This is a genomic window from Bacillus sp. FSL L8-0199, assembly GCF_038005705.1.
Classification (GTDB): Bacteria; Bacillota; Bacilli; order Bacillales; family Bacillaceae_G; genus Bacillus_A; species Bacillus_A cereus.
Genome location: NZ_JBBOTS010000001.1, coordinates 1,223,686 through 1,248,924, shown reverse-complemented (window position 1 = coordinate 1,248,924; position 25,239 = coordinate 1,223,686). Strand labels below are relative to the sequence as shown.

The window sequence follows — 25,239 nt, the reverse complement described above, 5'->3', positions numbered from 1 at the left end:
CAGATAAGTAATAGTGTTTGGTATTATGTAAATTATTGTAATAACATAAGAGTAAAGAAAACATTTACATTGATTATTGATTCATTACTTATTGAAAAAGAGCAAAATGCACCTTTGTATGGAAAAGGATTATATGCATTGGGAGGTTTAAACAAATGACGAGGAAGAATACAACGACAAACCCTTGGGCCAAGTTCCACGGTCCGAACCTTGGTTATGTTATTGAGCAGTATGATCTTTACGTAACTGGAGCAGGTTCTGTTGATCCGGAATTACAAGAGCTTTTTGAAATTTTTGGAGCTCCTTCGTTTCAAGATGATGTCGTAACAGGGGACAACACAGCAACACATTTTTCTCCTCAAAACACAGGTAACATTGAAAAAATTCTTAAAGTCGTTCAACTTGTTGAACAGATTCGTTCTTTCGGGCACACGTTGGCTCACATCAACCCGATGGAAGATGCTGCAAATGGACAATCTCTTCTTGAGAAAGCAATGAACGAACTGAGCGATGCTGACTTGAAAGCGATTCCAGCGAAAACAGTATGGCCAGATGCACCAGAAGGTATTCACACTGCACTTGATGTAATTCATAGATTAAAAGACGTTTATACAAAATCTTTAGCTTATGAATTTTCTCATATACAAAATAGTGAAGAACGCGCGTGGTTGCATCAAATGGTGGAATCAAATTCATTGCGTCAACCACTATCAAATAAAAAACGAACTGCTCTTTTAAAACGTTTAACAGCTGTTGAAGGTTTCGAGCAATTCTTGCATAAAACATTCGTTGGGCAAAAACGGTTCTCTATCGAGGGCGTTGATATGCTTGTACCTGTTTTAGATGAAATTGTTCTAGAAGGTGCTAAGAACGGCGTAGAGGATGTCATGATTGGTATGGCTCACCGCGGTCGCCTAAGCGTACTTGCTCACGTATTAGAAAAACCATATAGCCACATGTTTGCTGAGTTCAAACATGCAAAAATAGAAGGCGCAGTAGCTAATTCTGGCTGGACTGGCGACGTGAAATACCACCTAGGTAGAGAACAAGTCGTTAGTAACGAAGAAGTTAGCACTCGCGTTACATTAGCAAATAACCCGAGTCATCTTGAGTTCGTGAATCCTGTAGTAGAAGGTTTCGCACGTGCGGCTCAAGAGAATCGTAAAAAATCTGGTCTTCCAGATCAAGATACTTCAAAATCATTCGTAATTTTAGTTCATGGTGATGCTGCATTCCCTGGTCAAGGTATTGTATCTGAGACGCTCAACTTAAGCAGATTGAACGCGTATCAAACAGGCGGAACGATTCATGTTATCGCAAACAATGCAGTTGGTTTTACGACTGATAGCTATGATTCTCGTTCTACGAAATATTCAAGCGACCTTGCAAAAGGTTTCGATATTCCGATTGTTCACGTGAACGCTGATGATCCGGAAGCTTGTCTTGCAGCTGCTAACCTTGCGATTCAATATCGTATGTTGTTCAAAAAAGATTTCTTAATCGATTTAATTGGTTACCGCCGCTACGGTCATAACGAAATGGATGACCCAGCAGTTACGCAACCACAAGTGTACAAAAAGATTAAGAATCACCCAACTGTAAGAGCAATTTATGCAGATCAATTACAAGCTGCCGGTGTTCTAAATGCAGATGAGATTGAAACAATTACTCAGTTTACACAAGAACAATTAAAATCTGACTATGCACAAGTACCACCAGCTGATACGAGCGATGCAACAATTCACGTTAAAGTGCCAGATGTTGTTGCAAAGGGCATTCAGTCAATTGATACTGGTGTTGAGCTTGACTCACTTCGTGCAATTAATGAAGGTCTACTATCTTGGCCAGAAGGCTTTAACGTATATCCGAAAGTGAAGAAAATTCTTGAACGCCGTAAAGATGCTCTTGAAGAGAACGGTAAAATTGAATGGGCACTTGCTGAGTCATTAGCATTCGCTTCTATTTTACAAGAAGGTACGCCAATTCGTTTAACTGGTCAAGACTCACAGCGTGGTACATTCGCTCATCGTCACATCGTATTACACGATACTGATACAAATGAAACATATTCACCATTACATCGCTTACCAAACATTAACGCTTCATTCTCTGTTCATAACAGTCCGTTATCAGAGGCTGCTGTTGTTGGTTACGAGTATGGTTATAACGTATTCGCTCCAGAAACGCTTGTTATGTGGGAAGCGCAATATGGTGACTTCTCAAATACTGCGCAAGCATTATTTGATCAATATGTTTCAGCAGGAAGAGCAAAATGGGGTCAAAAATCTGGTTTAGTTCTTCTATTACCACACGGTTATGAAGGTCAAGGACCAGAGCACTCTAGTGCACGTCCTGAACGTTTCCTACAGTTAGCTGCTGAGAATAACTGGACAGTTGCCAACTTAACGAGTGCGGCACAATACTTCCATATCCTGCGTCGTCAAGCATCTATCTTAGGAACAGAAGCTGTTCGACCATTAGTACTGATGACGCCGAAGAGTTTATTACGTCACCCGCTTACGCTTTCAACTGCTAGTCAGTTAAGCGAAGGACGTTTCCAACCTGCTTTAGAACAAGAAAACCTTGGCACGAAACCAAACAAAGTAAAACGCCTTGTTTTAAGCACAGGTAAAATGGCGATTGACTTAGCAGCAGAAATCGAGTCTGGTAAACATGACTACAACTTAGATGAAATTCATGTCGTTCGTATTGAACAGCTATACCCATTCCCTGCTGAGAAAATTCAATCTATTATTAAACGCTTTAAAAACTTAGAAGAAATTATTTGGGTTCAAGAAGAACCTCGTAATATGGGCGCATGGCATTACATGGCTCCAATTCTGTTCGAACTAGCTGGAGATAAAGTGAAAACAGGTTATATTGGACGCCCAGATCGCTCTAGCCCATCTGGTGGCGATCCATTCGCTCACAAAGCTGAGCAAGAACTAATTGTTTCACACGCTTTAGATGTGAAGTATAACTTCCGTCAAGATAAACAAGAAATTGAAGTTTTCAGCAACTAGAAAGTAACAATGAAAGTTTCTAGCTTGTTCCTTGGGCAGATATTCTGCCCAGGGGCAGGCTAACAAATGGAGATTACCGAAAACAAAAGAAGAAAAAACACACCGTTAGGCAAATAAGGGGAGGACATTTAAAATGATCGAAATTAAAGTACCTGAGCTTGCAGAATCTATTACTGAAGGAACTATCTCACAATGGCTTATCAACGTAGGCGACAAAGTTGAGAAAGGTGGCAGCGTTGTTGAGCTTGAAACTGATAAAGTCAATGTAGAAATCATTGCAGAAGATTCAGGTATTGTATCGAAGTTACTAGGCGAACCTGGGGATACAGTTGAAGTTGGCGCAACTATCGCAATTTTAGATGCTAATGGAGCACCAGTTGCAGTAAGTACACCTGCACCAGTGGCTGAGCAACCAAAACAAGAAACGACTGAAGCACCGAAAGCTGCGGCACCAAATGCTGAGCAAACTGCAACACTACAAGGGTTACCAAATACAAACCGTCCTATCGCATCACCAGCTGCTAGAAAAATGGCTCGCGAATTAGGAATCGACTTAAACGACGTACGTAGCACAGATCCACTTGGACGCGTGAGACCACATGATGTACAAGCTCATGCTGCAGCACCAAAAGAAGCACCAGCTGCTCCAAAGAGTCCAGCTCCTGCTCCAGTTGCAAAAACGGAATTCGAAAAACCAGTTGAGCGCGTGAAAATGTCCCGCCGCCGTCAAACAATTGCAAAACGTCTTGTAGAAGTTCAACAAACATCTGCAATGTTAACAACATTTAACGAAGTTGATATGAGTGCGATCATGGAATTACGTAAAGAACGCAAAGATGCTTTCGAGAAAAAACATGATGTACGTCTTGGCTTCATGTCATTCTTCACAAAAGCAGTTGTTGCAGCATTAAAACAATTCCCATTATTAAATGCTGAAATTCAAGGTGACGAGCTTATCATTAAAAAATTCTATGATATCGGTATTGCAGTAGCAGCTCCAGATGGATTAGTTGTTCCAGTTGTACGCGATGCTAACCAATTAAATTTCGCTGAAATTGAAAGTGAAATTCGTGAATTAGGTAAAAAAGCACGTGACAACAAACTTTCATTAAAAGAACTACAAGGTGGTACATTTACAATTACAAACGGTGGTGTGTTCGGTTCTCTAATGTCAACACCGATCCTAAATAGCCCACAAGTTGGTATTTTAGGAATGCATAAAATCCAAGTACGCCCAGTTGCAATTGATAACGAGCGTATGGAAAACCGCCCAATGATGTACATTGCTTTATCTTACGATCACCGTATTGTTGATGGTAAAGAAGCAGTTAGCTTCCTTGTTGCTGTTAAAGATATGCTTGAAGATCCAAAGTCATTATTATTAGAAGGTTGATAGATTAAAAATCTATTAAAGGCTGTAGAATGATTCATTCTACAGCCTTTTTTTATTGTGTTCATACGGGACAAATTTCATGACATAAGGTAATAATGTATGCCTAAACGTAAGGAGGATTAAAATGAATAACCTTCCAATTCATGCAAAACTTAAAGTAAATAAGGATACTTTCTTCCTCCCCGATTCAAACGGGGGTGTCTATTTTCGAAATAACGCCAGTTCATTTCGTATGGACGGTGACGGAATTTATAACTGGATTGAAAAATTAATGCCGATGTTTGACGGTAATTATTCTTTAGCAGAAATAACGGATGGTCTCCCTCTTCCCTATCAAAATCGTGTACTTGAAATTGGAGAGATTTTATATACAAATGGATTTGTCCGTGATGTAAGTCAAGATGCACCTCATGAATTAAACAGCGCATTACTTGATAGATATGCTTCGCAAATTGAATTTTTAGAAGCAGATTCTCATTCAGGTGCTCTAAAATTCGAAACGTATCGCGCGGCAAATGTCCTTATAATTGGTTCTGGTAATATGCTTACTTCCTTAGTTTCTTCTTTATTAGAATCTGGTTTACCTACATTTCATTACCTCGTTACAGATCGGGATGAAACAAACTATGACAGAATACATGAGCTAATAGAACGTGCATATGAAGTTGATAACAGTGTACTCCTTCAAGAAATCGATACTACAATTGACCGTCCCTTACATGAGGTATTCGAACCTTTTGATTGGATTTTATATGTTTCTCAAAACGGAGACATTGACGGTTTAAAAACAGTTCACACTATTTGTAGAGAAACGAAAAAGAATTTCATACCAGCTATTTGTTTATCAACACTCGGTATAGCTGGACCTGTCGTAACAGAAAATCGTGATGAATGCTGGGAATCCGCATGGCATCGGCTACATGAAACGACTTTGCAAAATGAAAATTCATCGGATTCCGTCTCACCAATTACATCTGCCATGTTAGCAAATGTAATCGTTTTTGAATTATTTAAACATGTCGCGGATGATTCATATCGTGAAAAAGAATCACAATTCTTTTTATTAAACTATGAAACACTTGAAGGAACGTGGCATCCTTTTATAAAACACCCTCTTGCAACTGATGAAAGTTTTACAATTGATACGATAGAAAATCTTTCTGAAAAACTTGAGCATCGGTATGGCCAACATACTTCAACTGATGTATTCCGCTTTTTCGACTCATTAACTTCTAAAGAAGCCGGTATATTCCATGTATGGGATGAACAAGATTCATATCAATTACCGTTATCACAATGCTATATTCAAGTAGCCACTCCACTATCAGATGGCCCAGCTTCCCTTCTGCCTCTTATGACTCGCAGTGGATTGACTCATAATGAAGCACGCCGAGAAGCTGGTTTAACAGGAATTGAAACATATGTAGCAGAAATCATTCACCGCCTTATTCCTGAACATAACAATATCGGTATCGGTGCTGGAGAAACGATGACAGAAGGATTTTACCGCGCACTGCAACAACATTTAAACAATAAACTGTATGAGCGGCAGTCACATATGCTAGAGGAACTTACAACTGTTGAGTTAACTGATATTCAAGATAAACATTGTAGATTTTATTACGATGCTCTCTCTACAATCCATGAAACGCCTAAAATCGCAATGAGTGAAGAGATTCTCAGTTTTCCAGTCGTTTGGGTTGGTATAAATGATAGATGGTACGGTGCATCTAATATTAATATGACGTTAGCGTTACGAAACGCACTACAACTATCACTCTTTCACGTTCAAAATGAAGAAATTCCTTACAGAGCTAATATCTTGCCTGAATCCTCTATTATTTTATATGACACGTATTCTTTTAGAGTGGAAATACAAGCGGAAGAAGAAATTCCAAGCGTACAATCTTTACAACTCGCCTTACAACATTTAGAAGAACATAATTTTTACCCCTTCGTATTTGATTTAGCGATTGAACCATTTTTGAAAGAAAACTTAGACGGTGTGTATGGGGTATTAATTGCAAAGGAGGACGGTTTATGATTCAAAATATATTGCTTATAGGAGATGGCCTTCTTGCAGACTATGTACATGATCAATTATGCAAACAATATTCCATCATTCGTCAGCATACTCTTACAGAAGAACTTCCTGAAAATATTCATCTCGCTCTCGTATTACATGATGGATCTCCTTCTACTATTCATCATGATGCTGAGCTAATTTTTCGTTCAAATCATATTCCGTGGCTACGTGGTTTTACTTCATTTGGTGAAGGTATTATCGGTCCTTACATTCATCCTCTTACGCCCGGATGTTCCCATTGTTCTGATGGACGCCGTTTTATCGCTGGCTTTGATCAAAAAGAAATGTGGGAACTACAGCGGAAATATGCCTTTAAAGCAGATAATGTAACGAGACGTGATGTACGTGCCACCCAAAATGGAATGTTGCAAATGTGCCATCTTATTTGCGCAGAAACAGAAAAAATATTAACTTATAACCATTCTTCTTTAGAAAATGAACTTATTTTACTAAACTTACAAACATTACAATGTACGCGGCATTCTTTTCTTCCAGATCCTCTCTGTCCTGTATGTAGTAATTTACCTGATGATACTGCGGATGCGGCGGAAGTTTCTTTACAACCAAGTTTAAAAGTAAGCACCGAAACGTATCGCTGCCGTTCCATTCATGAATTAAACACATTTTTAACGAGAGACTATTTAGATTATCGGGTCGGTATGTTGAACGGCAAAATGCAGCATTCTGTATTACCATTCGCTGACGTCATTATAAACATGCCATTGATGTTTGGAAATGAAGGTGTTGCAGGCCGAACCCATTCATTTGCAGTAAGTGAAGCAACTGCTATTTTAGAAGGTTTAGAACGATATTGTGGTATGTCACCTCGAGGGAAAAAGACAAATGTGCATGGTAGTTTTCATGATTTAGAGGAACATGCACTAAATCCCCTCTCGCTCGGTGTACATACCAATGAACATTATAATCGTGATGGTTTTCCATTTAAACCGTTTGATCCTGATTATGAGCAAAACTGGGTATGGGGATATTCTTTATCACAAAACAGACCGCTTTTAGTTCCTGAATCAATTGCTTATTATAGCCTCGGTCATCGAGATGCTTTCGTGTATGAAACATCAAATGGATGTGCAATTGGCGGTAGTTTAGAAGAAGCGATTTTTCACGGCATTTTAGAAATTGTAGAGCGTGATGCCTTCTTACTCACTTGGTATGCCGAATTATCTCTTCCCCGCCTGGATCTTAATTCAGCAAATGATACAGAATTACAATTAATGATCCAGCGGTTACGTACGATTACCGGGTACGAATTACACGCTTTTAATGCGACGATGGAACACGGCATCCCGAGCTTATGGGTAATTGCAAAAAATACGCGTGAAAATGGAATGAACGTTGTTTGTGCAGGAGGCGCTCATTTAGAACCTATTCGAGCCTTAAAAAGCGCCATTCAAGAAATAGCAGGCATGTTACTTATAACAGACGATGAGCTCGAGCACAAAAGAGAATACTACGAAAAATGCTTACAAGATCCTTATTTCGTTAATAAAATGGAAGACCATAGTATGCTGTATGGATTGAAAGAAACGGAAGAACGTCTTCACTTCCTTTTACGAGAAGATGCACCGGTGCAAACGTTCCAAGAAATGAATGTACCACAATCATTTGATATGGATTTAACATCCGATCTCCACCAACTTTTAAATCGTTTGCATCAATCTAATCTTGAAATAATCGTAGTAGATCAAACCGTTCCCCTTATAGAAAAGAACGGACTATACTGTGTAAAAGTTATTATTCCAGGCATGTTACCAATGACGTTCGGACACCATCTTACTCGGGTTACAGGACTAGACCGGGTATATACCGTACCGATGACACTTGGATATACAGACGAACCTTTAACGAATGAAAAATTAAATCCACATCCACATCCGTTTCCATAGTAAAGGAGGGATTTCATGCAGCTAGATACTTTTTTACATCATCTCCATTTCTCTATCGATGAAATTATGCCGAATCATGAGGTGGACTGGAAAGACGCACCGCTTCCTTATAAATTATATCGAAATGTACCTACCATCCCGCTCTCCTTAGAAATCCCGTTATCTTTATCGAACTCTTCTACTACACCTACTCTAAATGAGATTGGTCACTACCTTTGGTATTCATTTGGTGTAACACAATTATGTCAGCTAAATAGCGAGAGAAATGTATTACGTAGATCCATTCCTTCAGGCGGTGCCTTATACCCGAATGAATTGTATATCTATTTAAAGATTGACGATTACCCAGACGGCATTTACCATTATGACGCCGCGCATCACCGACTTATTTTACTTCGCGAAGGAAATTTCGATGCTTATTTAGAAGACGCACTCGGTAATCGCTGTAATATACATGATTGTTTCGGTGCTGCATTCGTATCCACTATGTTTTGGAAAAACTTCTTTAAATACAATAACTTTTCATATCGACTGCAAGGATTAGATAGCGGGGTTCTCATTGGACAATTGCTAGAATGTGCAAAACAGTTCGGTTATACGAACGGCGTATACTTTCAATTTCTAGACCGTGCACTGAACCATTTACTCGGATTGTCAGAAGGTGAAGAGAGTGTGTATGCCGTTATTCCTTTAAGTACAGAGCCAGAAACTAATTGGTTTCACAATGATTACCGTGAAAATAAAATAGTTACTTCTCATGAGTTGTTGCAACAAATTCCGCCGCTCGCACATGAACATTTCGTTCGCTCAAAACATGTAGATGAATATCCGATGATAACAAAAATAAATGAAGCTTCTATGATCGAATCGACAGCAAACTTCCAAACACTACATCATGAAGAGCACTATCAACATAATGCGTACGCTGTACAGCTACCGAAAGTAGAACGGTTATCGTATGATTTCCTACAACTTTGTAAAAAACGATATTCTCCTGATGCGGACTTTATTTTAACGAAATGGGATGCAGCTGAGCTCGCTACTTTACTACAAGAAGCGAGCCTCTCCTTCCCCTATTACAACGACCTTGACGGTAAGTATGCAAATGAAAATGCACGCGTCTCCTTATATGGATGTTTTTATAACGTGAAAAATATTGAAAACGGGGCTTACGCTTATAACAGTAAAACACATTCCATACAACCAATTCGATATGGAGACCTTCGCTACCCACTTCAGTCTAGTATGACGATGGATAACGTAAACCTTTTTCAAGTACCACTTTGCTTACATGTAGTCGGAAAGAAAGATTACTATACACGTGCATTAGGCTATAGAGGATACCGTATTCACCAAATGGAAGCAGGTATGCTCGTTCATAAACTCGTTTTTGCTGCAACTGCTATGGGGATGGGCGGGCATCCGTTACTAAGTTTTGATACAAATTCATGTGATCAATTGTACGGTATTGATGCTGGGAATGAAACGTCTCTTATTCAAGTTCCAGTCGGGGCGTATCGGGCGCGGAATTGGTTAAAGGGGGCTTTGCATAGTTAAAAGCACGCCGATGGACGGCGTGCTTTTTTACTAGATTAATTTAAAGATACTCTTAATTTGTCTAGCAAATAACCAATTTTTCGTACCGTAGTTATCATTTAAACTATCTAAATTAATAGATTGTCCGTTAGCAAACTTTAATTCTAACGTAGTATTTTTGTCATTTGTTTTTAAGTTACTATTTGTAATGTCATCATACTTTAATTTTTCAATCTCAACATATTCGTCTTTTTCTTGTCCAATCACGACATGGTCTTGGAAGAAGAAAAATACTTCTACTTTTTTACCGAAACAAAATACATTTTTCGTATAAATTAATGTCGCGTTATCAAGTCCGACACATACTTCTTTCATTTCTTCCACAACGTGTCCAAAGTCTTCTTCATGTCTTGCATTTGATTCAGCAATCCATTCTTCAATTGTTTTCATGTTAATTGCCATACTGCGCCCCCTGGTTCGTTCATTGCTTCGTTTAAAAAATAAATACTATATGAAAATATAAGCGATACGTACTATGTTTTCAAGAGGGAACGGTATATTCAAAATAAAGTGAAACTTTATTTACTCCCTCATTGTAAAAAAAAATAGCACTTTAAAAAGTGCTATTCTGCTCTCCTTGCCGCTTGCTGAATTGGATCCCACACGCTGTTATATGGTGGTGCGTAACTTAAGTCGACGTCTTCTAAATCATGAATGCTCATTTTATTGAAAAGCGCCATCGCAATCACATCAATACGTTTATCTACACCTTCTTCTCCAATTACTTGCCCGCCCAATAATTGTTTCGTGTCAGAACGGTATAGTAATTTCAAATAAAGTGGTTTTGCATTTGGATAATAGCCCGCCATATTTGTAGAATCTACTTTAACTGTTTTATACGGGATGTGTAGCCCTTTCGCTTCTTTTTCATTTAAGCCTGTTCTTGCGAGCGTCAAATCCATAAATTTAATAATGCCTGTGCCTAACGTGCCTTTAAATGCTCTTCGTTTATCAAGCATATTCAGCCCAGCAAGTCGCCCTTGTTTATTGGCAGTCGTTCCGAGCGGGATATGATCATGAATTTCCTTTATAACGTGGTAATGTGTTGCGCAATCACCAGCTGCATATACGTCTTGCACATTCGTTTGCATATATGCATTTACTTCGATTGCTCCTTTATGATTCTTACGTATATTTGTCCCTTCAAGAAAATCAGTATTTGGTTTCACTCCAACCGACACTAAAACAAGATCTGCTTTATACGTACCTTTATCCGTTTCGACTGCTTCTACTCGTTCATTCCCTTTAAACGCTTTTACATTTTCATTCGTTAAAATTTCAATATGATGCTTATCTGCTTCTTTATGTATGTACTCTGCCATATCTGCATCGTAAATCGTACCGATATGATCATTTCGCTCAATCATTCTTACTTTCTTACCAAGTTCGACGAATGTTTCTGCCATTTCCAGTCCGATTGCACCACCGCCAATAATGGTTACATCTTCAACTTTATTCGTTTCTAGCGTTTTTAATATACGCTCAGCATCCGGAATTGTTTTTAAAAGATGAACGCCTTGTAATTCCCGTCCTTCCCATTCCGGCATAACAGGACGTACCCCGGTCGCAATTAATAATCGATCGTACGAAAATTCAAAGACATCTTTCGTCTTTGTATGCTCTGCGTACACCATTTTCTTTTCCGTATCTACTTTCGTTACTTCATGACGCACTTTCGCATCAATTCCATATTTCTCACGAAACGTCTTCACGTTGCGCGCGATTAACTTTTCAGTTGAAGCGATAGCACCACTAATGACATACGGTAATCCACACTGAGCGTACGAATAAATTTCACCTTTTTCTAAAGTTACAACATTTGCATTTTCATCGTTTCTAATAATTTGCATCGCTGCACTCATACCAGCTGCATCTCCGCCAATAATGACATAGTTCACTTTACCACTCCTTCTTTTTTACATACTCTTTACGTTTTCCATATTTTATAGAAATAACACCTACTTCCATTGTAAAGAAAGAGAATTTCATCTTCAAATTTGGTGCACAAACTTATGTATGAATAGGTAACTGTCGTGTCTTATAAACAACATGTTTAATATGCTATAACAGTAACTATTGAAAGTAGGTGAAACATACATGTGCGCTGGTCTTCTCGCTCAGTTTCCAGAGGAACCGAAAGAACCGAAAGCCGCCCTCCCGCTTGAACAAGAATTTACCATTAATGCAACATTATACAGTGCTCGCGCTTGGTTATCAGACAATGACACTTTCTCTCAAACTATTTGGAAAGCTACCCGCTTCGCTTCTGCATCACACGCTGGTAGGTCCATCTTCCCAGTCGGTACTGTTAAAATTGTAAATGTTTCTGATGATACAATAACGGTTACTATATCATCGGAATCAGAAGATGCTCTTAAAATAATCGTCCCTCCACATTCTGAAGCTGCTTTAACGTCTAGTTCTTTATCTGATGTGCAAGCCAGTACATCAGGAGGGGCAAGTAAAGTCACATTTCTCTTTCATATCTTTTTCTCTAGGGAACCTGCTCCAGCCAAATAACGATAGAAAAGGTACAGCAATATACACTGTACCTTTTTCAAGCGCTCTATTCTGTTGATTTGATTAGTTCAATATTATAAGTTTCGATATCTGTTAACGTTCCTTTAAAATAAGGATTTTCTCTATACCAAGGCTGTTTTGCAAAATATGCTTGCATATCTTTCGTTTGAAAAATATGTCCATGCCTTGCATATATTTCATTTCTAGCAATTTTCAACTGCTCTTTCGATAAATATGTTAAATCTGCGCTCGTTAATTTTCGAATATCACTATCAGGAAAGATGAAACCATTATATACATACCCAGTCGCGGGCGTTGGAGTAACATTATAAACAACTGTTTTTTCTGTACTTTTCTTTTGAAATGGAAGATTATAAGACGAAAGTGCCGTTACCGTCTCTACTTTTGTCGTTTCTCGTCCACTTTCTCCATTTCGTTCTAAATAAACCGTCGCACTTCCATCAGTCGCTACAGGCCCCCATGTAATTTCTTCTCCTGCCAGCGCTGTAACCGGTTTTTGATTTACATACAATGTTGCACCAGGCGCGTTCGTTTGAACTGTAATATATTGACCTTGCAACGTTAAATCTATCGTTACGTTATTTTGGCTTTGTTTCATAAGTACAACCTTTTCCTCACGAGATAATTTTACGTAGTCATTTTTATACTCTGATTGAAACACTTGATTTCCCGGAAGAAATGGCCCATATTGCTTCTCAAACTTTTTGTCATCTGTCTTATCAATTTCTTTTCCGTTCATTTTTAACGATACGTCTTTTTCATTTGTAAGCAAAGTTGTATAGTACGTCTTTGCTTTCAATTTATATCGATCAAATATAAAGAAATACTTTCCGTCTTTCGTTAATGAAAAATCAGCTTTTTCTATTCCGTCCCGTTGTTTTTCACCTTGTCTCAAATATTGTTTTAATTCATTTACGTAAGATGGATTTTCTTTTATATATGAAAATAGAGGCGTTAGACTCTCTCTCGTTATCATAACCGATGGATCATCTGCCGTAACGATCTCAGCTAATTTCTCTCCGTCCCTCTCTTGTAAAATCGTAATTATCCGGTCTACTTGTGCCACCTGCGTATAATACGACGATCCGTACAAATACAATCCAATAATTGCTATAACAAATAGCGCTAACAGTGTAATGCCAACTTTTGCACCACCGCTCATGTTCTTCTTTACTACAGAACGTCTCCTCTTCGTCCCGCAGTTTTGACAAAATTGCACACCATCTTCAAACTGAATTCCGCACTTTGTACATACATTCATCCAGTCAACCACCTTTTCATTAGAAGCCAGTTATTCCCTGTGTTAAGGCTTGAATTATCGTGCTAATGTAAGACCAAAGTACAATGAATGTTGCAATTCCAATTAAAACATTTGCAATAATAAGTGTGTAAACGAGATCTAATCCGCCATTGTCTAGCTTTAATACGGCTACAGTTATACTAATCCCTATATAAGTTGCAGCTACCGATAATAATATCGGTAAGAAAAAAATTAATAAGAAACTAAAAAGAAAAGAAAGGACTAATATGACAATAGCCGGCGTCGCTATCGTTCCCCATATACCGAATACTTCAAGAAATGAAAAAGATGATTTCATCATCTTACCACTTACAAAAATAATAAATCCGACAAATAAAGTTAAAATTAATAAAAAGAAAAAGACCGTTATAGATTCTCCAAAAAACGTGGGAGTAGATATATCTGGTGCAAATGTTCTCGTAACTGCTGATGCTGCACTCATCATTCTATAAAAAATACATGCTCCTAAAAAACAAATAAGAACAAGACTTACAATTCCATTTCGCACTTCAATAGCGCCACTTTTCATAATCGCTGTCGGTGCTTGTAATGCATGTTTAAAAAATTGAAAATAGCCGCTCGCAAACCGCTTCGCTTGCTCTACCGTTTCATTTGGCCGAGCTTCCTTTGCTGGTGCCGCACGTGCTTGTTCCGGCCCTTCTTCTTGGCCACTACTTGCCACTACTTCTTCCGTTAACGAATGTCCACAATTCCCGCAAAACTTTGCCTCTGATGCATTTTCTGTATGACATGACGGACATTTCATTCTCTTATCCCTCCTTAAGGATATACCGTATAGGGTGTTACAAATTCAATATATGAATTTGTACATAAAACATGACTACAAGAAAAAGATTCTGAAATCCTTCTTTTGAAAGAAATATATGTGCTAGCAATCTTGAAAAAAAATGCTATTATGAAACAGAATAAATAATATTTTTAACAGATTGGATGACTGGCAATGGAATTGGTAAACTCAATTTTTCAAATACTCCTTACAAGCGTAATCCAATTATTATCTTTAATTGGCGTTATCATTGTAATTGGATTTCTATTAGGCTATTTAGAATCTCTCACACGCATGTATTGGTCGAGAGCTTTTGGAAGAAAAGGATTCCTATTAACGGCTTGGATTGGTGTTCCTATTCACGAACTTGGACATGCCATTATGTGCGTGCTGTTCCGTCATAAGATTGTAGCAACGCAGTTCTTCCCGACAGATACAAGTCAAGGGGCTTTAGGTTACGTACAACATCAATACAATCAAAAAAGTGTGTATCAACGGATTGGGAATTTCTTCATCGGCATTGGGCCTATTATTTCTGGTATTACTGCACTAATCCTTTTAATGCGCTATTTCGTACCAGAATCATATTTTTTATTTAATACAACTCTCGAAAAAACGATTGCTTCTACTTCTATTAATGTAGAAATGATCCAAAACATGCTCTTGTCGACGTTTGTATTATTGAAAAGCTTATTTACAATCGGCAATTTATTGAATCCTTCCTTTTGGTTATTTTTATTTATCGCCATTTGCATTTCCGCACATATCGCTTTAAGTAAACCAGACATTAAAGGATCAATAGACGGTGTTATCGTCATGTTTATCGTTTTATTTTTATTCAACATCATCGCGGGACTGTTTCAATACGACAGTAACCAGCTAATTGGACAGGTTATGAAATATAATATGTATCTCATTGCGTTTTCTAGTGTAGCACTGCTTTTCTCTTGTATTTCTACACTTGTTAGTTTTTCGTTTTATAAAATAAGAAGAGGGCGTTCTTTTTAAACGCCCTCTTCTTATTAATTATTCCCCTTATAATCACAATGCTCAACCGGAACGCGAGCATGCCCTTCTTCATCGGTACACCATGACTGTGATTGGAATGCAAGAAAGATACCAATCCATTCTTCTTCCTTTTCAAAGTGAATGAGTATTCCTCCGTCTTGCCATATGCCATCATCACCTTGCCATTTTTCTACATTCCCTTGATTCATATGAATATCATGTATACCGTTTCCTGGTTTGAAATGAAAATAGGAATCTGGTGTATTTTCTTCTGGTCCCCATCTTTCACCAAACGCGTAAATAATTGCTTTTTCTTCTATTGCTCGTTTTATATAACGTTCTATTTTTTCATTTAAATCATTATCTGTTCCTGCTTTTTCGGGAGGTAAAGGAATCATTTGATTTGAGTCAAATAGATTTCCTCTTACATAATCTAAAGCTACTTTCGGTTCATTGTTTTTTATTTCTGTAAAACCGAATGGTAATGTCGGTAAAATATGAATCGCCTCTGACTTAATATTGTTACTCGCAAAATATAAAACTTCTGATGGATAACTTTGCGACTTTACGTTAATTGCAATACGATAATCTACTCCTGTCTCGCCCTGTAAATGAACTTGATAATGAGGTGTTTTCCCTTTTCCAATCTTTGATTGTATAACTGTACCTTTTAACACACCGTAGTTTTTTAGGGGCATACATTTCATCTCCTATTCATTTAGTAGAAGCTATTCATATTTAAATCATTATCCACTCATAAAAAAAATCCTCCTATGTTAGGAGGATTTTTAATTTCTCAACATATACCAAACAATAACTTCTACCACTACAAGCAAAACCGCACCAAAGATCATTAACGTCGTCTTCTTTAATAGTTCATTTTCACGGTAAGGGATATTACATAAGTAAGCACCTAGTGTAATCCGTGATGGACAAGCGATTGTAGCTACTGATGATGCAGTGTTTTGAAGTGTTGTGACATATTGCCACGGGAGTGCTACGTTTTGTGCGGTTTGCATTTGTAGTTTTATAAACATTGCATTTGATCCTGCGTTACTACCTGTTAAAAATCCACCAATAGCGCCAATAAACGGAGCAACGAAAACGAAAAAGGTTCCAAATGTTTCACCAGCTGTCTTTGCGAGTAATGAATGCATGCCTGATGCACCCATTAGTTCTGAAATGGCGATAAACATTGTCGTCGTAATAGCAAATGGAATCCATTGTTTTATCGTTTGTGAGAGTGATTGTTTAATAATATTAGGCGGGATGCGGAAGAAAATAATAGTAAATAAGCAAGTCATACCGAGCCAAAATCCTGGTGAATATAGTAACTCTAGTTTGTAAGAGTATGATTTCAAATCAAGAACCGCATATGATCTGAACAAATCATGTAATGCTGGAACGAGGCGAGAAAGTAAAATACAAACTGTTAGAAATATATAAGGGCTAATAAATTTTATAATGGATACTTCTCTCTCCGTTGCAGCCGCATGTTCTGTTATAAGATTTTGCCCACTTTTTCCTTTTAATTTAATGATAAAAAAGCCAAAGGTAATCGTAACGATAGAACTTAATATCCCGGCTAGTTCAACACTTACGTACGCATTAGAAAGATAGATTCCGAGAGAAAATAATAGAAAGAACCCTACTCCTTCTTTCCACTTTTCTATAACCGCTTGCCAGCCGCCAACAACGTGTAAAGAAAGAATAACGAAGTAAGCAAACATCGGAATACTTAATAGCGCTGTATTTGTGCCAAGTGTTGTAAGAGGCATATTTATTAGCTGCGAACCGATAATCGTACCAGTTGCCATTGCGCCCCATGAACTAGCTAGTAAGCCGATGAATGAGAGTAGTACAGCTTGAAATGGTTTATATCCTAGTGAAAGAAAAATAGGTGCTGCAACCATGAAGCCAATACCGAATCCACTTACTGATTCAATAAGCGGGCAAATGCCAAAACACATAAGCAGCATTTGTAATAAGCGATCCTGAGTAACTGCTTCTAGAAAACGTGCTACTTGATCGATGTACCCCATTTTGTTCATGAGGTGAAATAAAAAAATACCGAAAAATAAAACGTACCCGACAATAAAACAAATTAACCATCCTTTAATCGTTGCGTGCACAGTTTCACTTATCCCTAATTGAAACATTGGCGAGAGTAAAACAATTCCAACAGACACAGCATAAGAAATTAACGAGGACCTTAATGACGTTTGTTTAAATAAAAATAAACAAATGAAAATCATCATAATTGGGATAAGTGCCAACAATATGGCCATGTTATCATCTCTTTTCATTAAAAATACAATTTTTAACTATTATATAACAGATGTCATAATTTTCAATTGTTTTTACAACAGATTCAAAAAAGGAACCAAACGGCTCCTTTTTATTCACTCCCATTTTCTATTATCCTGAAAAACTGTCTGCTTTCCGACTATTTCTTTCAACACAACAAACACAATGTAAGTACATATTGCTTGCAATATAATATTCCAAAATTTCATTAATGCAAATGAATGAATCCGTAGAAATAATTCGTTTAATAATACAATCGAAACGATACTAAATAATTCTATACTAATCGAAAATAGACATATTTCTAAAATAGACTGTTCTTGAATGCGATTTAAATTGGAAAAGATGAATACATACCCTAAAAATAGAGCCATTAACTCTATTTTCGTCATGCTAATAAGCCAAGCGTATAGCGGTACAGTTAAAAATAGATATAGTAGTTTACGTCTTAGCATGCCTTCTCACCCTCTAAATTATATGTATTTTCTGTATATTTTAACATTTATTACGCAAAACAAAAAGAAGAGACTACGCCTCTTCTTTTTGTTTTGTTGCATATATTAATTCACATATTTCTTCTTGCTTTTCATTTTCTAAAAGCTCAATGATCTTACTTCCAACGACAACTCCGTCGCATATTGTAATCATTTCTTCTACATGTTCCTTTGTTGAAATACCAAATCCTGCGACTACTGGTAAGTTGACGTGTGATTTTACTTTTTCTAAGTAACTATGAATCTCCTCTTTAAAGTTTTGACGTACTCCTGTTACGCCCGCTACTGTAACAGCGTAAACGAACCCTCCTGATTCACTCGTAATTTTTTCAATTCGCTCAATTGGGCTCGTTACTGTAACGAGTGGAATTAGCGCAATGTTTGCCTCTCGAAGTAACGGGGCAATAATATTTTGTTCTTCATACGGTAAATCCGGAACGATCATACCGTCTACACCTGCTTCTATACAGTTTTCGATGAATCGTTCTTTTCCGAATGCGAGTACTGGATTTAAATATGTCATGAGTACAAACGGAATTTGTACTTTTTTCCTTACCTCTATTAATGCTTGAAAAATACCTTTTAATGTTACACCGCTATCTAGCGCTCGTTTCCCTGCTCTTTGAATCGTTGGACCGTCTGCGACTGGATCTGAAAACGGAATGCCGATTTCAACGATACTCGCTCCTGCTTCGTCTAGAAAACAAATTCTTTCTTTTAATTTTTCAAGGCCACCATCTCCGCCCATTACGTACGGAATAAATGCTTTCTTACCATTTTCAAACGCTGCTTTAATTTTTTCTACTCCCATTTTTTACACCTCTTCCATATAACGTTTTATACTCTCTACATCTTTATCCCCGCGGCCAGATAAACAAATGACAAGTCCTTCGTCTTTCTTCATTTGCGGCGCTAATTTTAATGCGTATGCGACAGCATGTGAGCTTTCTAACGCCGGAATAATCCCTTCTTTTTTCGTTAATAATTGAAATGCTTCTAACGCTTCTTCGTCTGTTATCGAATGATAAGAAACGCGGCCAATATCTTTTAGCAAGCTATGTTCTGGCCCAACACCTGGATAATCGAGTCCCGCTGAAATAGAATGCGCTTCTTGAATTTGTCCTTCTTCATTTTGCAGAAGGTACATCATCGATCCGTGTAAAACACCAACGCTTCCTTTCGTTAAAGTAGCTGCGTGCTTTTCTGTATGAACACCTTTCCCAGCTGCTTCTACGCCGTAAAGAGCGACTTCTTCATCGTGTACGAACGGATAAAACATGCCCATCGCATTACTACCACCACCAATACATGCAACGACTGCCCCTGGTACTTTCCCTTCTAACGCTTCATATTGTTTTTTCGTTTCTTTCCCAATTACACTTTGGAAATCACGGACAATTTGCGGGAATGGATGCGGTCCGAGAACAGATCCCATAATGTAGTGCGTATCATGCACGTGTGAAACCCAGTAACGAAGCGCCTCGTTCACCGCATCTTTTAATGTGCCGCTACCTGCTGCTACACTTTCTACTTTCGCTCCGAGTAATTCCATTCGGAACACATTTAATTTTTGACGTCTCACATCTTCTTCTCCCATAAAAATAACACATTCTAACCCGAGAAGAGCACATACAGTAGCTGTTGCAACTCCGTGTTGTCCGGCTCCTGTTTCAGCGACAACTTTTTTCTTGCCCATTCGCACTGCAAGTAGTGCCTGACCGATTGTATTGTTAATTTTATGAGCTCCTGTATGGTTCAAATCTTCACGTTTTAAATAAATCTTTGCACCACCGCAATACTTCGTCATATTTTCAGCATAATATAGCGGTGTTTCTCTTCCGACGTACGTTTTTAAATAATGATTTAATTCCTTTTGAAATGCTTCATCTTGCATCGCTTCTTTATATGCTTCTTCTAGTTCTAGTACAGATTGCATTAACGTTTCTGGAACGTATCGTCCTCCGTATATACCGTAATGTCCTTTTTCATCTGGATATGCGTAGTTCATTTGGAACACTCCTTCGCTTTTATAATAAATTGTTTTATTTTCTCTACATCTTTCTTTCCTTCTGTCTCTACTCCGCTGCTCACATCGACCATATAAGGCCGAACAGTTCGAATTGCTTCTTCTATATTAAGAGCGTTTAATCCACCAGCTAATATCGTTTTCTTTCGCAATTCTTTTGGCATATGCCCAAGTAGTTCCCATGAAAATGTCTTTCCATTTCCTCCATGAAACTTTTCTTTCGGGCTATCAAATAATATATAATCCGTTTCATACCCTTGAGCGTTTTTCATATCACTCTCTGAAGTTACTCCTAGTGATTTTATAGACGGAATATTCAATCTTCTAATTTGATAATTATCTTCATCTCCATGTAGTTGTACATGTGTTAACCCGCACTCATCTGCAATTTTCTGGATCACTTCTACTGATTCATTTACGAAAACACCGATTTTTAACACGTTGGCTGGAAGCTCCTGAATGATTTCTTCCGCTCTCTTTGGAGTGATTTTTCGCTTACTTTCTGCAAAAACAAATCCGAGTGCATCTGCACCGTATTCGCAAGCACGTTTTGCTGTTTCCATATCAGTGATGCCGCAAATTTTCACTTTCATATATTCACCTTACAGTCTTCAAAAAAGTTACTAATAGAAGATGATGTCATAAGTGCCTCTCCAATTAATACACCTTTTGCTCCGGCTTTTTTAACACGAATAATATCCTCTTTTGAATGAATCCCGCTTTCACTAATCCAAAGTAATTTCTCCTCATTCAATCTTTTTCCAAGCTTTTCAGTTTGGCTTAAATCTACTTCGAACGTTTTTAAATTACGGTTATTAATACCAATAACGTGCGGATTTAATACAATCGCAGTTTCTAATTCCTGTTCATCATGAACTTCAACAATCGCTTCCAATCCTTTTTCTAACACGTAGCTATACAACTCTTTTAACTTCTCTTTCGTTAACGCTGCTACAATTAGTAAAATAATATCTGCTCCCGCTTCATACGCTCTATCGATTTGAATCTTATCTATTATGAAATCTTTACATAAAAGCGGAATGTTACTTTCTTCTCTTGCTGTTTGTAAATCGTGAAACGATCCTTTAAAAAATTGACCATCTGTTAAAACAGAGACTGCTCCTGCACCACATTTCTCATATGTTTGCACTTGTCTTCGTACGTCAACGTGTAAATTGATATCTCCTTTTGATGGTGATGCTCGCTTTACTTCTGCAATGACAGTAAACTGCTGTAACGCTTCTACAAGTGAATGTGTCTTTCTTTTTGTTTTTACTGGTGTATATATTTCATACAACTCCGCAACTTCCCTTCGCTTCTGTTCTACAATTTTATCTAAAATCGTCCCCACTTTAGTTCACCCTTTCTAATTTTTCGTTGCTTGCTGCAATTAATAAGTTTAATTTGGTTAATGCTTTTCCAGAGTCAATGCTATGTGCCGCGAGTTTAATTCCTTCTTCAATCGTTTCCGTTTTTCCATTTGCGAAAAGAGCTAGACCTGCATTTAATAAAACGGTATCACGATAAACACTCTTTTCTCCGCTCAATACGCCGACTGTAATCTTTGCATTTTCTTTTGAATTCCCCCCTCTAATTTCTTCATTTTTCACTCTTGAAAAACCATACTTTTCTGGATCAATACTCATTTCTACTATTTCATTATCTTTTAAAATGACTACGTGATTTTCCCCTTGTAATGACGCTTCATCTAAAAAACCACTTCCATTTACGACAAGCGCTTGTTTCCGGCCTAACTTTTGTAATACTTGTGCAACTGGTAATAACATATCTCGTTTATAAATACCGACAAATTGTGTTTCTAAATTCACTGGATTTGTTAAAGGACCAATTAAATTAAAGATCGTCGGCACGTTTAACTCTTTTCTTATTTTCATAATGCGCCTTAGTGCTGGATGCATCACTGGTGCAAATAAAAATGCAATGCCCACATGCTCTAGTAAATAATCAATTTCGTTTGGCGTACTACTAATATTTACACCTAGTTCTTCTAATAAGTCTGCACTTCCTGTTTTACTAGAAACAGCACGATTACCATGTTTTGCAACCTTTACGCCAGCTCCTGCCAGTACGAATGCTGATGTTGTGCTAATATTAAACGTTTGAGCACCGTCACCACCCGTCCCGCAATTGTCCATTGCTCCTTGTATATGGTTCGAAAATGGTAGTGCCTTTTCGCGAAGAGCTCGAACGAGACCGTATATTTCTTCTGCATTTTCACCTTTCGCTTTCAGTAAGACTAAGAAAGCTGCAATTTCACTTTCTAATATGTTTTCACTTAATAAAAGTAGTCCTGCTTTATACATTTCCTCTTCTGTTAAATGTTGACCCTCCACTAATTTACGAAGATAGTTATTCATACTCTTTCCTCCTCTTTTACTTCTGTTAAAAAGGCACGTATTAACTTTCCGCCTTCTTCTGTTGCGATTGATTCCGGATGAAACTGTAATCCGAAGAGCGGATAATAATTGTGACGGACTGCCATTATCTCTCCGTCGTCCATCGCTGTCGCTAATATGTCAAAACACTCTGGCAAGCTCGTTTGCTCTGCAACAAGGGAATGATAGCGCATTGCCGTTAACGGCTGTGTAGCGTATGAAAAGATTGACATTCCGTTATGTTTCACACGCGATGTTTTTCCATGTTTAATACGTTCTGCTCTAACAATGTCTCCTCCAAATGCAGCTATGATCGCTTGGTGACCAAGACAAATCCCTAATATGGGAACGTTCTTATAAAAATGACGGATGACGTCGATACAAATGCCAGCATCCTCTGGTTTTCCTGGTCCTGGTGAAAGTACAATTCCTCTTGGATTCATCTCTTCTAACTGTTCTATCGTTATTTCATCATTTCTTACAACTACAATTTCTTCTTCATGTTCGCCTAACAGTTGATACAAGTTATATGTGAACGAATCGTAATTATCGATAAGTACAATCATTTCATTACCTCCAAAAGCGCTCTCGCTTTATTTAATGTTTCTTCATATTCAGCTACTGGATCTGAATCGTAAACGACTCCTGCTCCTGCCTGAACGTATGCTTTTTCATCCTTTACGACCATCGTTCGAATAGCGAGCGCCATATCAAGATTTCCTGAAAAACTAACGTATCCAACTGCACCAGCGTATACATTTCTTTTTTCATTCTCTAGTTCATTTATAATTTCCATCGCTCTAATTTTCGGAGCTCCAGAAACCGTTCCTGCTGGTAAGCAATACGCTAACGCATCAAATCCGCCCATTTGTTTTCGCAATGTTCCGTAAACTTCAGATACAATGTGCATAACGTGAGAGTATTTTTCTACTTTCATATATTTATCTATCGTAACCGAGCCGATTTCGCTCACTCTACCAATATCGTTTCGCCCAAGATCTACAAGCATCATATGCTCTGCTCGCTCTTTCTCATTGCCTAACAGTTCTTTTGCGATTTCCTCGTCTTCCCTCTTCGTTTTCCCCCTCGGCCTTGTACCAGCAATTGGATTCGTCATCACTTTATCCTCCCTTACTGATAGTAAACTTTCCGGCGAAGAACCGAGTACAACATAATCTTGAAAATCGATATAGAACATATATGGTGATGGATTTGCAATTCGAAGTTTTCGGTATAACCAGAATGGATCCCCAATACATTCACTTTGTAAACGCTGTGATAGTACGACTTGGAATATGTCTCCCGCTCTTATATATTCTTTCGCAATTTCTACCATCTCACAAAACTCTTTTTCCGTTATAGAAGAAGTGAATGATAATGTGGATTGTATTGCATTTACTTCAGCTTCTTCTCCTTGTAGCACTTCCTCTTTGTATACTCGTAGCCTTTCGTATACTTCCTCATAATCTGTTGAATCATCTTCCCTGCATACATATACAAACGACAACTTTTGGCGTAAATGATCGTAAACGATAAACTCACGATATAGTAAAAGGTGTACTTCCGGAATATTTAATGGGTCGTGTAAATCCGCTCCAATGTTTTCATACTGCCGAATGACATCATATCCAATATAACCAACTGCTCCTCCGCAAAATGGAAATAGACTGTCTACTTGTGATGGTACGATTACTTCTTCTAACACTTGCAGTACGTTACCTTGTAACTTTTCTGCCCGGCCGTAAATCGTTCGTTCCACTTCCGTACCAACGCTTTTCACTTCTCCATAAGGATTACATCCCAAGTAAGAATAACGCCCTTTATCTTGATGAAGCTGTGAACTTTCTAATAAGAATTTCTTCTTCCCTTTCATACGTCTATATAAAGAAATTGGCGTAATGCTATCTCCTTCTTCTTCAGTGATTACTAAAAATGTCTTTCTCTCTCTTTTTTGTTTTATAAATTCTTCTTTCGTCATCATGTCCTTCACCTCACCCTGAAAAATAAAAAAGTCCCCTACATATCGAAAATATGTAGAGGACGATAAATATACCGCGGTACCACCTCGTGTTGGATGCAAAAGCATCCCGCTTTGTTCAGGTACAAAATTTATACCTTATCCTTGTAACGGCGGAACCCGGGTTGCCTACTGAAAATAATTGTTCAGCATACCTCTCGTAAGCCCATTCCGTATATGGCACCGTACCGGGCTCCCACCTATTCCCGGCTCTCTGTAACGTCTCCAATATACGTACTCTTCTTACTTAAACGATTTCATTTATTTAATTTTTTATACACAAAAAGGGAGTACTCATCCTATAGAAAGGACGGGTACTCCCGTGGTGCCACCTTAATTCGTTACAAATGTAACGCACTTT

Annotated in this window: 21 protein-coding genes and 2 other annotated features (1 of these 23 only partly in view); of the genes, 7 read left to right on the top strand and 14 right to left on the bottom strand. The window is 37.9% G+C overall.

All coding sequences use genetic code 11. The features are described 5' to 3' along the window. Positions 1-155 precede the first annotated feature (155 nt). The 5 genes from odhA to NST86_RS06470 all read left to right on the top strand — a co-directional run bounded on the left by odhA (position 156) and on the right by NST86_RS06470 (position 9,963). Entirely contained in the window at positions 156-3,023 is a 2,868-nt protein-coding gene (gene odhA / locus NST86_RS06490; RefSeq protein WP_086423848.1) for a 2-oxoglutarate dehydrogenase E1 component, read from the top strand. Between the two features lie 133 nt (positions 3,024-3,156). Further along, the gene (gene odhB / locus NST86_RS06485) at positions 3,157-4,416 is read left to right on the top strand and encodes a 2-oxoglutarate dehydrogenase complex dihydrolipoyllysine-residue succinyltransferase (protein WP_000569926.1); all 1,260 of its coding nucleotides are present in this window, start codon (positions 3,157-3,159) and stop codon (positions 4,414-4,416) included. A 124-nt stretch (positions 4,417-4,540) separates the two neighbouring features. Continuing rightward, positions 4,541-6,460, top strand: a complete 1,920-nt coding sequence (locus tag NST86_RS06480) for a putative thiazole-containing bacteriocin maturation protein (protein ID WP_001061570.1) — start codon at positions 4,541-4,543, stop codon at positions 6,458-6,460. Continuing rightward, positions 6,457-8,406 (top strand): TOMM precursor leader peptide-binding protein, encoded by a 1,950-nt coding sequence (locus tag NST86_RS06475; protein ID WP_086423847.1) that lies wholly within the window; start codon positions 6,457-6,459, stop codon positions 8,404-8,406. The genes NST86_RS06480 and NST86_RS06475 overlap by 4 nt, the downstream gene beginning before the upstream one ends. 15 nt (positions 8,407-8,421) lie before the next feature. Continuing rightward, positions 8,422-9,963 carry a SagB family peptide dehydrogenase gene (locus NST86_RS06470; RefSeq protein WP_086423846.1) on the top strand — a complete coding sequence of 514 codons (1,542 nt, stop codon included), beginning with the start codon at positions 8,422-8,424 and terminating at the stop codon, positions 9,961-9,963. A 30-nt stretch (positions 9,964-9,993) separates the two neighbouring features. Here NST86_RS06470 and NST86_RS06465 read toward each other — a convergent pair whose 3' ends face one another. Then, positions 9,994-10,404 (bottom strand): DUF3908 family protein, encoded by a 411-nt coding sequence (locus NST86_RS06465; RefSeq protein ID WP_000996783.1) that lies wholly within the window; start codon positions 10,402-10,404, stop codon positions 9,994-9,996. A gap of 161 nt (positions 10,405-10,565) precedes the next feature. Then, a complete protein-coding gene (locus NST86_RS06460; protein WP_001110192.1) occupies positions 10,566-11,900 on the bottom strand; it encodes a CoA-disulfide reductase in 1,335 nt (444 codons plus the stop codon). Between the two features lie 199 nt (positions 11,901-12,099). Here NST86_RS06460 and NST86_RS06455 point away from each other — a divergent pair, with 199 nt between their 5' ends. Continuing rightward, on the top strand, positions 12,100-12,522 hold the full coding sequence (locus NST86_RS06455) for a hypothetical protein (protein ID WP_000332392.1): 423 nt from the start codon (positions 12,100-12,102) through the stop codon (positions 12,520-12,522). A gap of 46 nt (positions 12,523-12,568) precedes the next feature. On the opposite strand, the gene NST86_RS06450 is transcribed toward NST86_RS06455, so the two are convergent. Further along, entirely contained in the window at positions 12,569-13,804 is a 1,236-nt protein-coding gene (locus tag NST86_RS06450; protein ID WP_086423845.1) for a TcaA 3rd/4th domain-containing protein, read from the bottom strand. A 19-nt stretch (positions 13,805-13,823) separates the two neighbouring features. Further along, complete coding sequence (locus tag NST86_RS06445; protein ID WP_044795491.1) at positions 13,824-14,609, bottom strand: zinc ribbon domain-containing protein; 786 nt, start codon at positions 14,607-14,609, stop codon at positions 13,824-13,826. 195 nt (positions 14,610-14,804) lie between these two features. Here NST86_RS06445 and NST86_RS06440 point away from each other — a divergent pair, with 195 nt between their 5' ends. Beyond that, positions 14,805-15,638: a hypothetical protein gene (locus NST86_RS06440; protein ID WP_000424529.1), complete on the top strand. Its 834-nt coding sequence runs from the start codon at positions 14,805-14,807 to the stop codon at positions 15,636-15,638. 14 nt (positions 15,639-15,652) lie between these two features. On the opposite strand, the gene NST86_RS06435 is transcribed toward NST86_RS06440, so the two are convergent. The 10 genes from NST86_RS06435 to trpE all read right to left on the bottom strand — a co-directional run bounded on the left by NST86_RS06435 (position 15,653) and on the right by trpE (position 24,842). Further along, on the bottom strand, positions 15,653-16,336 hold the full coding sequence (locus NST86_RS06435) for a DUF2278 family protein (RefSeq protein ID WP_001128606.1): 684 nt from the start codon (positions 16,334-16,336) through the stop codon (positions 15,653-15,655). A 90-nt stretch (positions 16,337-16,426) separates the two neighbouring features. Next, positions 16,427-17,926: an L-lactate permease gene (locus NST86_RS06430; RefSeq protein WP_086423844.1), complete on the bottom strand. Its 1,500-nt coding sequence runs from the start codon at positions 17,924-17,926 to the stop codon at positions 16,427-16,429. A 114-nt stretch (positions 17,927-18,040) separates the two neighbouring features. Next, positions 18,041-18,400: a DUF4029 domain-containing protein gene (locus NST86_RS06425; RefSeq protein WP_000946130.1), complete on the bottom strand. Its 360-nt coding sequence runs from the start codon at positions 18,398-18,400 to the stop codon at positions 18,041-18,043. 73 nt (positions 18,401-18,473) lie between these two features. After that, positions 18,474-19,250, bottom strand: a complete 777-nt coding sequence (trpA, locus tag NST86_RS06420; RefSeq protein ID WP_086423843.1) for a tryptophan synthase subunit alpha — start codon at positions 19,248-19,250, stop codon at positions 18,474-18,476. A gap of 3 nt (positions 19,251-19,253) precedes the next feature. Then, positions 19,254-20,447, bottom strand: a complete 1,194-nt coding sequence (trpB, locus tag NST86_RS06415) for a tryptophan synthase subunit beta (RefSeq protein ID WP_086423842.1) — start codon at positions 20,445-20,447, stop codon at positions 19,254-19,256. After that, entirely contained in the window at positions 20,444-21,058 is a 615-nt protein-coding gene (trpF, locus tag NST86_RS06410) for an N-(5'phosphoribosyl)anthranilate isomerase (RefSeq protein ID WP_000865118.1), read from the bottom strand. The genes trpB and trpF overlap by 4 nt, the downstream gene beginning before the upstream one ends. Further along, a complete protein-coding gene (gene trpC / locus NST86_RS06405) occupies positions 21,055-21,816 on the bottom strand; it encodes an indole-3-glycerol phosphate synthase TrpC (protein ID WP_016117427.1) in 762 nt (253 codons plus the stop codon). Before trpC ends, trpF begins: the two co-directional genes overlap by 4 nt. 1 nt (position 21,817) lies before the next feature. Continuing rightward, complete coding sequence (gene trpD / locus NST86_RS06400; RefSeq protein WP_001067356.1) at positions 21,818-22,843, bottom strand: anthranilate phosphoribosyltransferase; 1,026 nt, start codon at positions 22,841-22,843, stop codon at positions 21,818-21,820. Then, positions 22,840-23,427: an aminodeoxychorismate/anthranilate synthase component II gene (locus NST86_RS06395; RefSeq protein ID WP_000636317.1), complete on the bottom strand. Its 588-nt coding sequence runs from the start codon at positions 23,425-23,427 to the stop codon at positions 22,840-22,842. Before NST86_RS06395 ends, trpD begins: the two co-directional genes overlap by 4 nt. After that, on the bottom strand, positions 23,424-24,842 hold the full coding sequence (gene trpE, locus NST86_RS06390) for an anthranilate synthase component I (RefSeq protein WP_061662859.1): 1,419 nt from the start codon (positions 24,840-24,842) through the stop codon (positions 23,424-23,426). Before trpE ends, NST86_RS06395 begins: the two co-directional genes overlap by 4 nt. 52 nt (positions 24,843-24,894) lie before the next feature. Next, positions 24,895-25,139 (bottom strand) — a binding site (T-box leader). A 42-nt stretch (positions 25,140-25,181) separates the two neighbouring features. Then, positions 25,182-25,239, bottom strand: a binding site (T-box leader) (it continues 180 nt past the right edge of the window).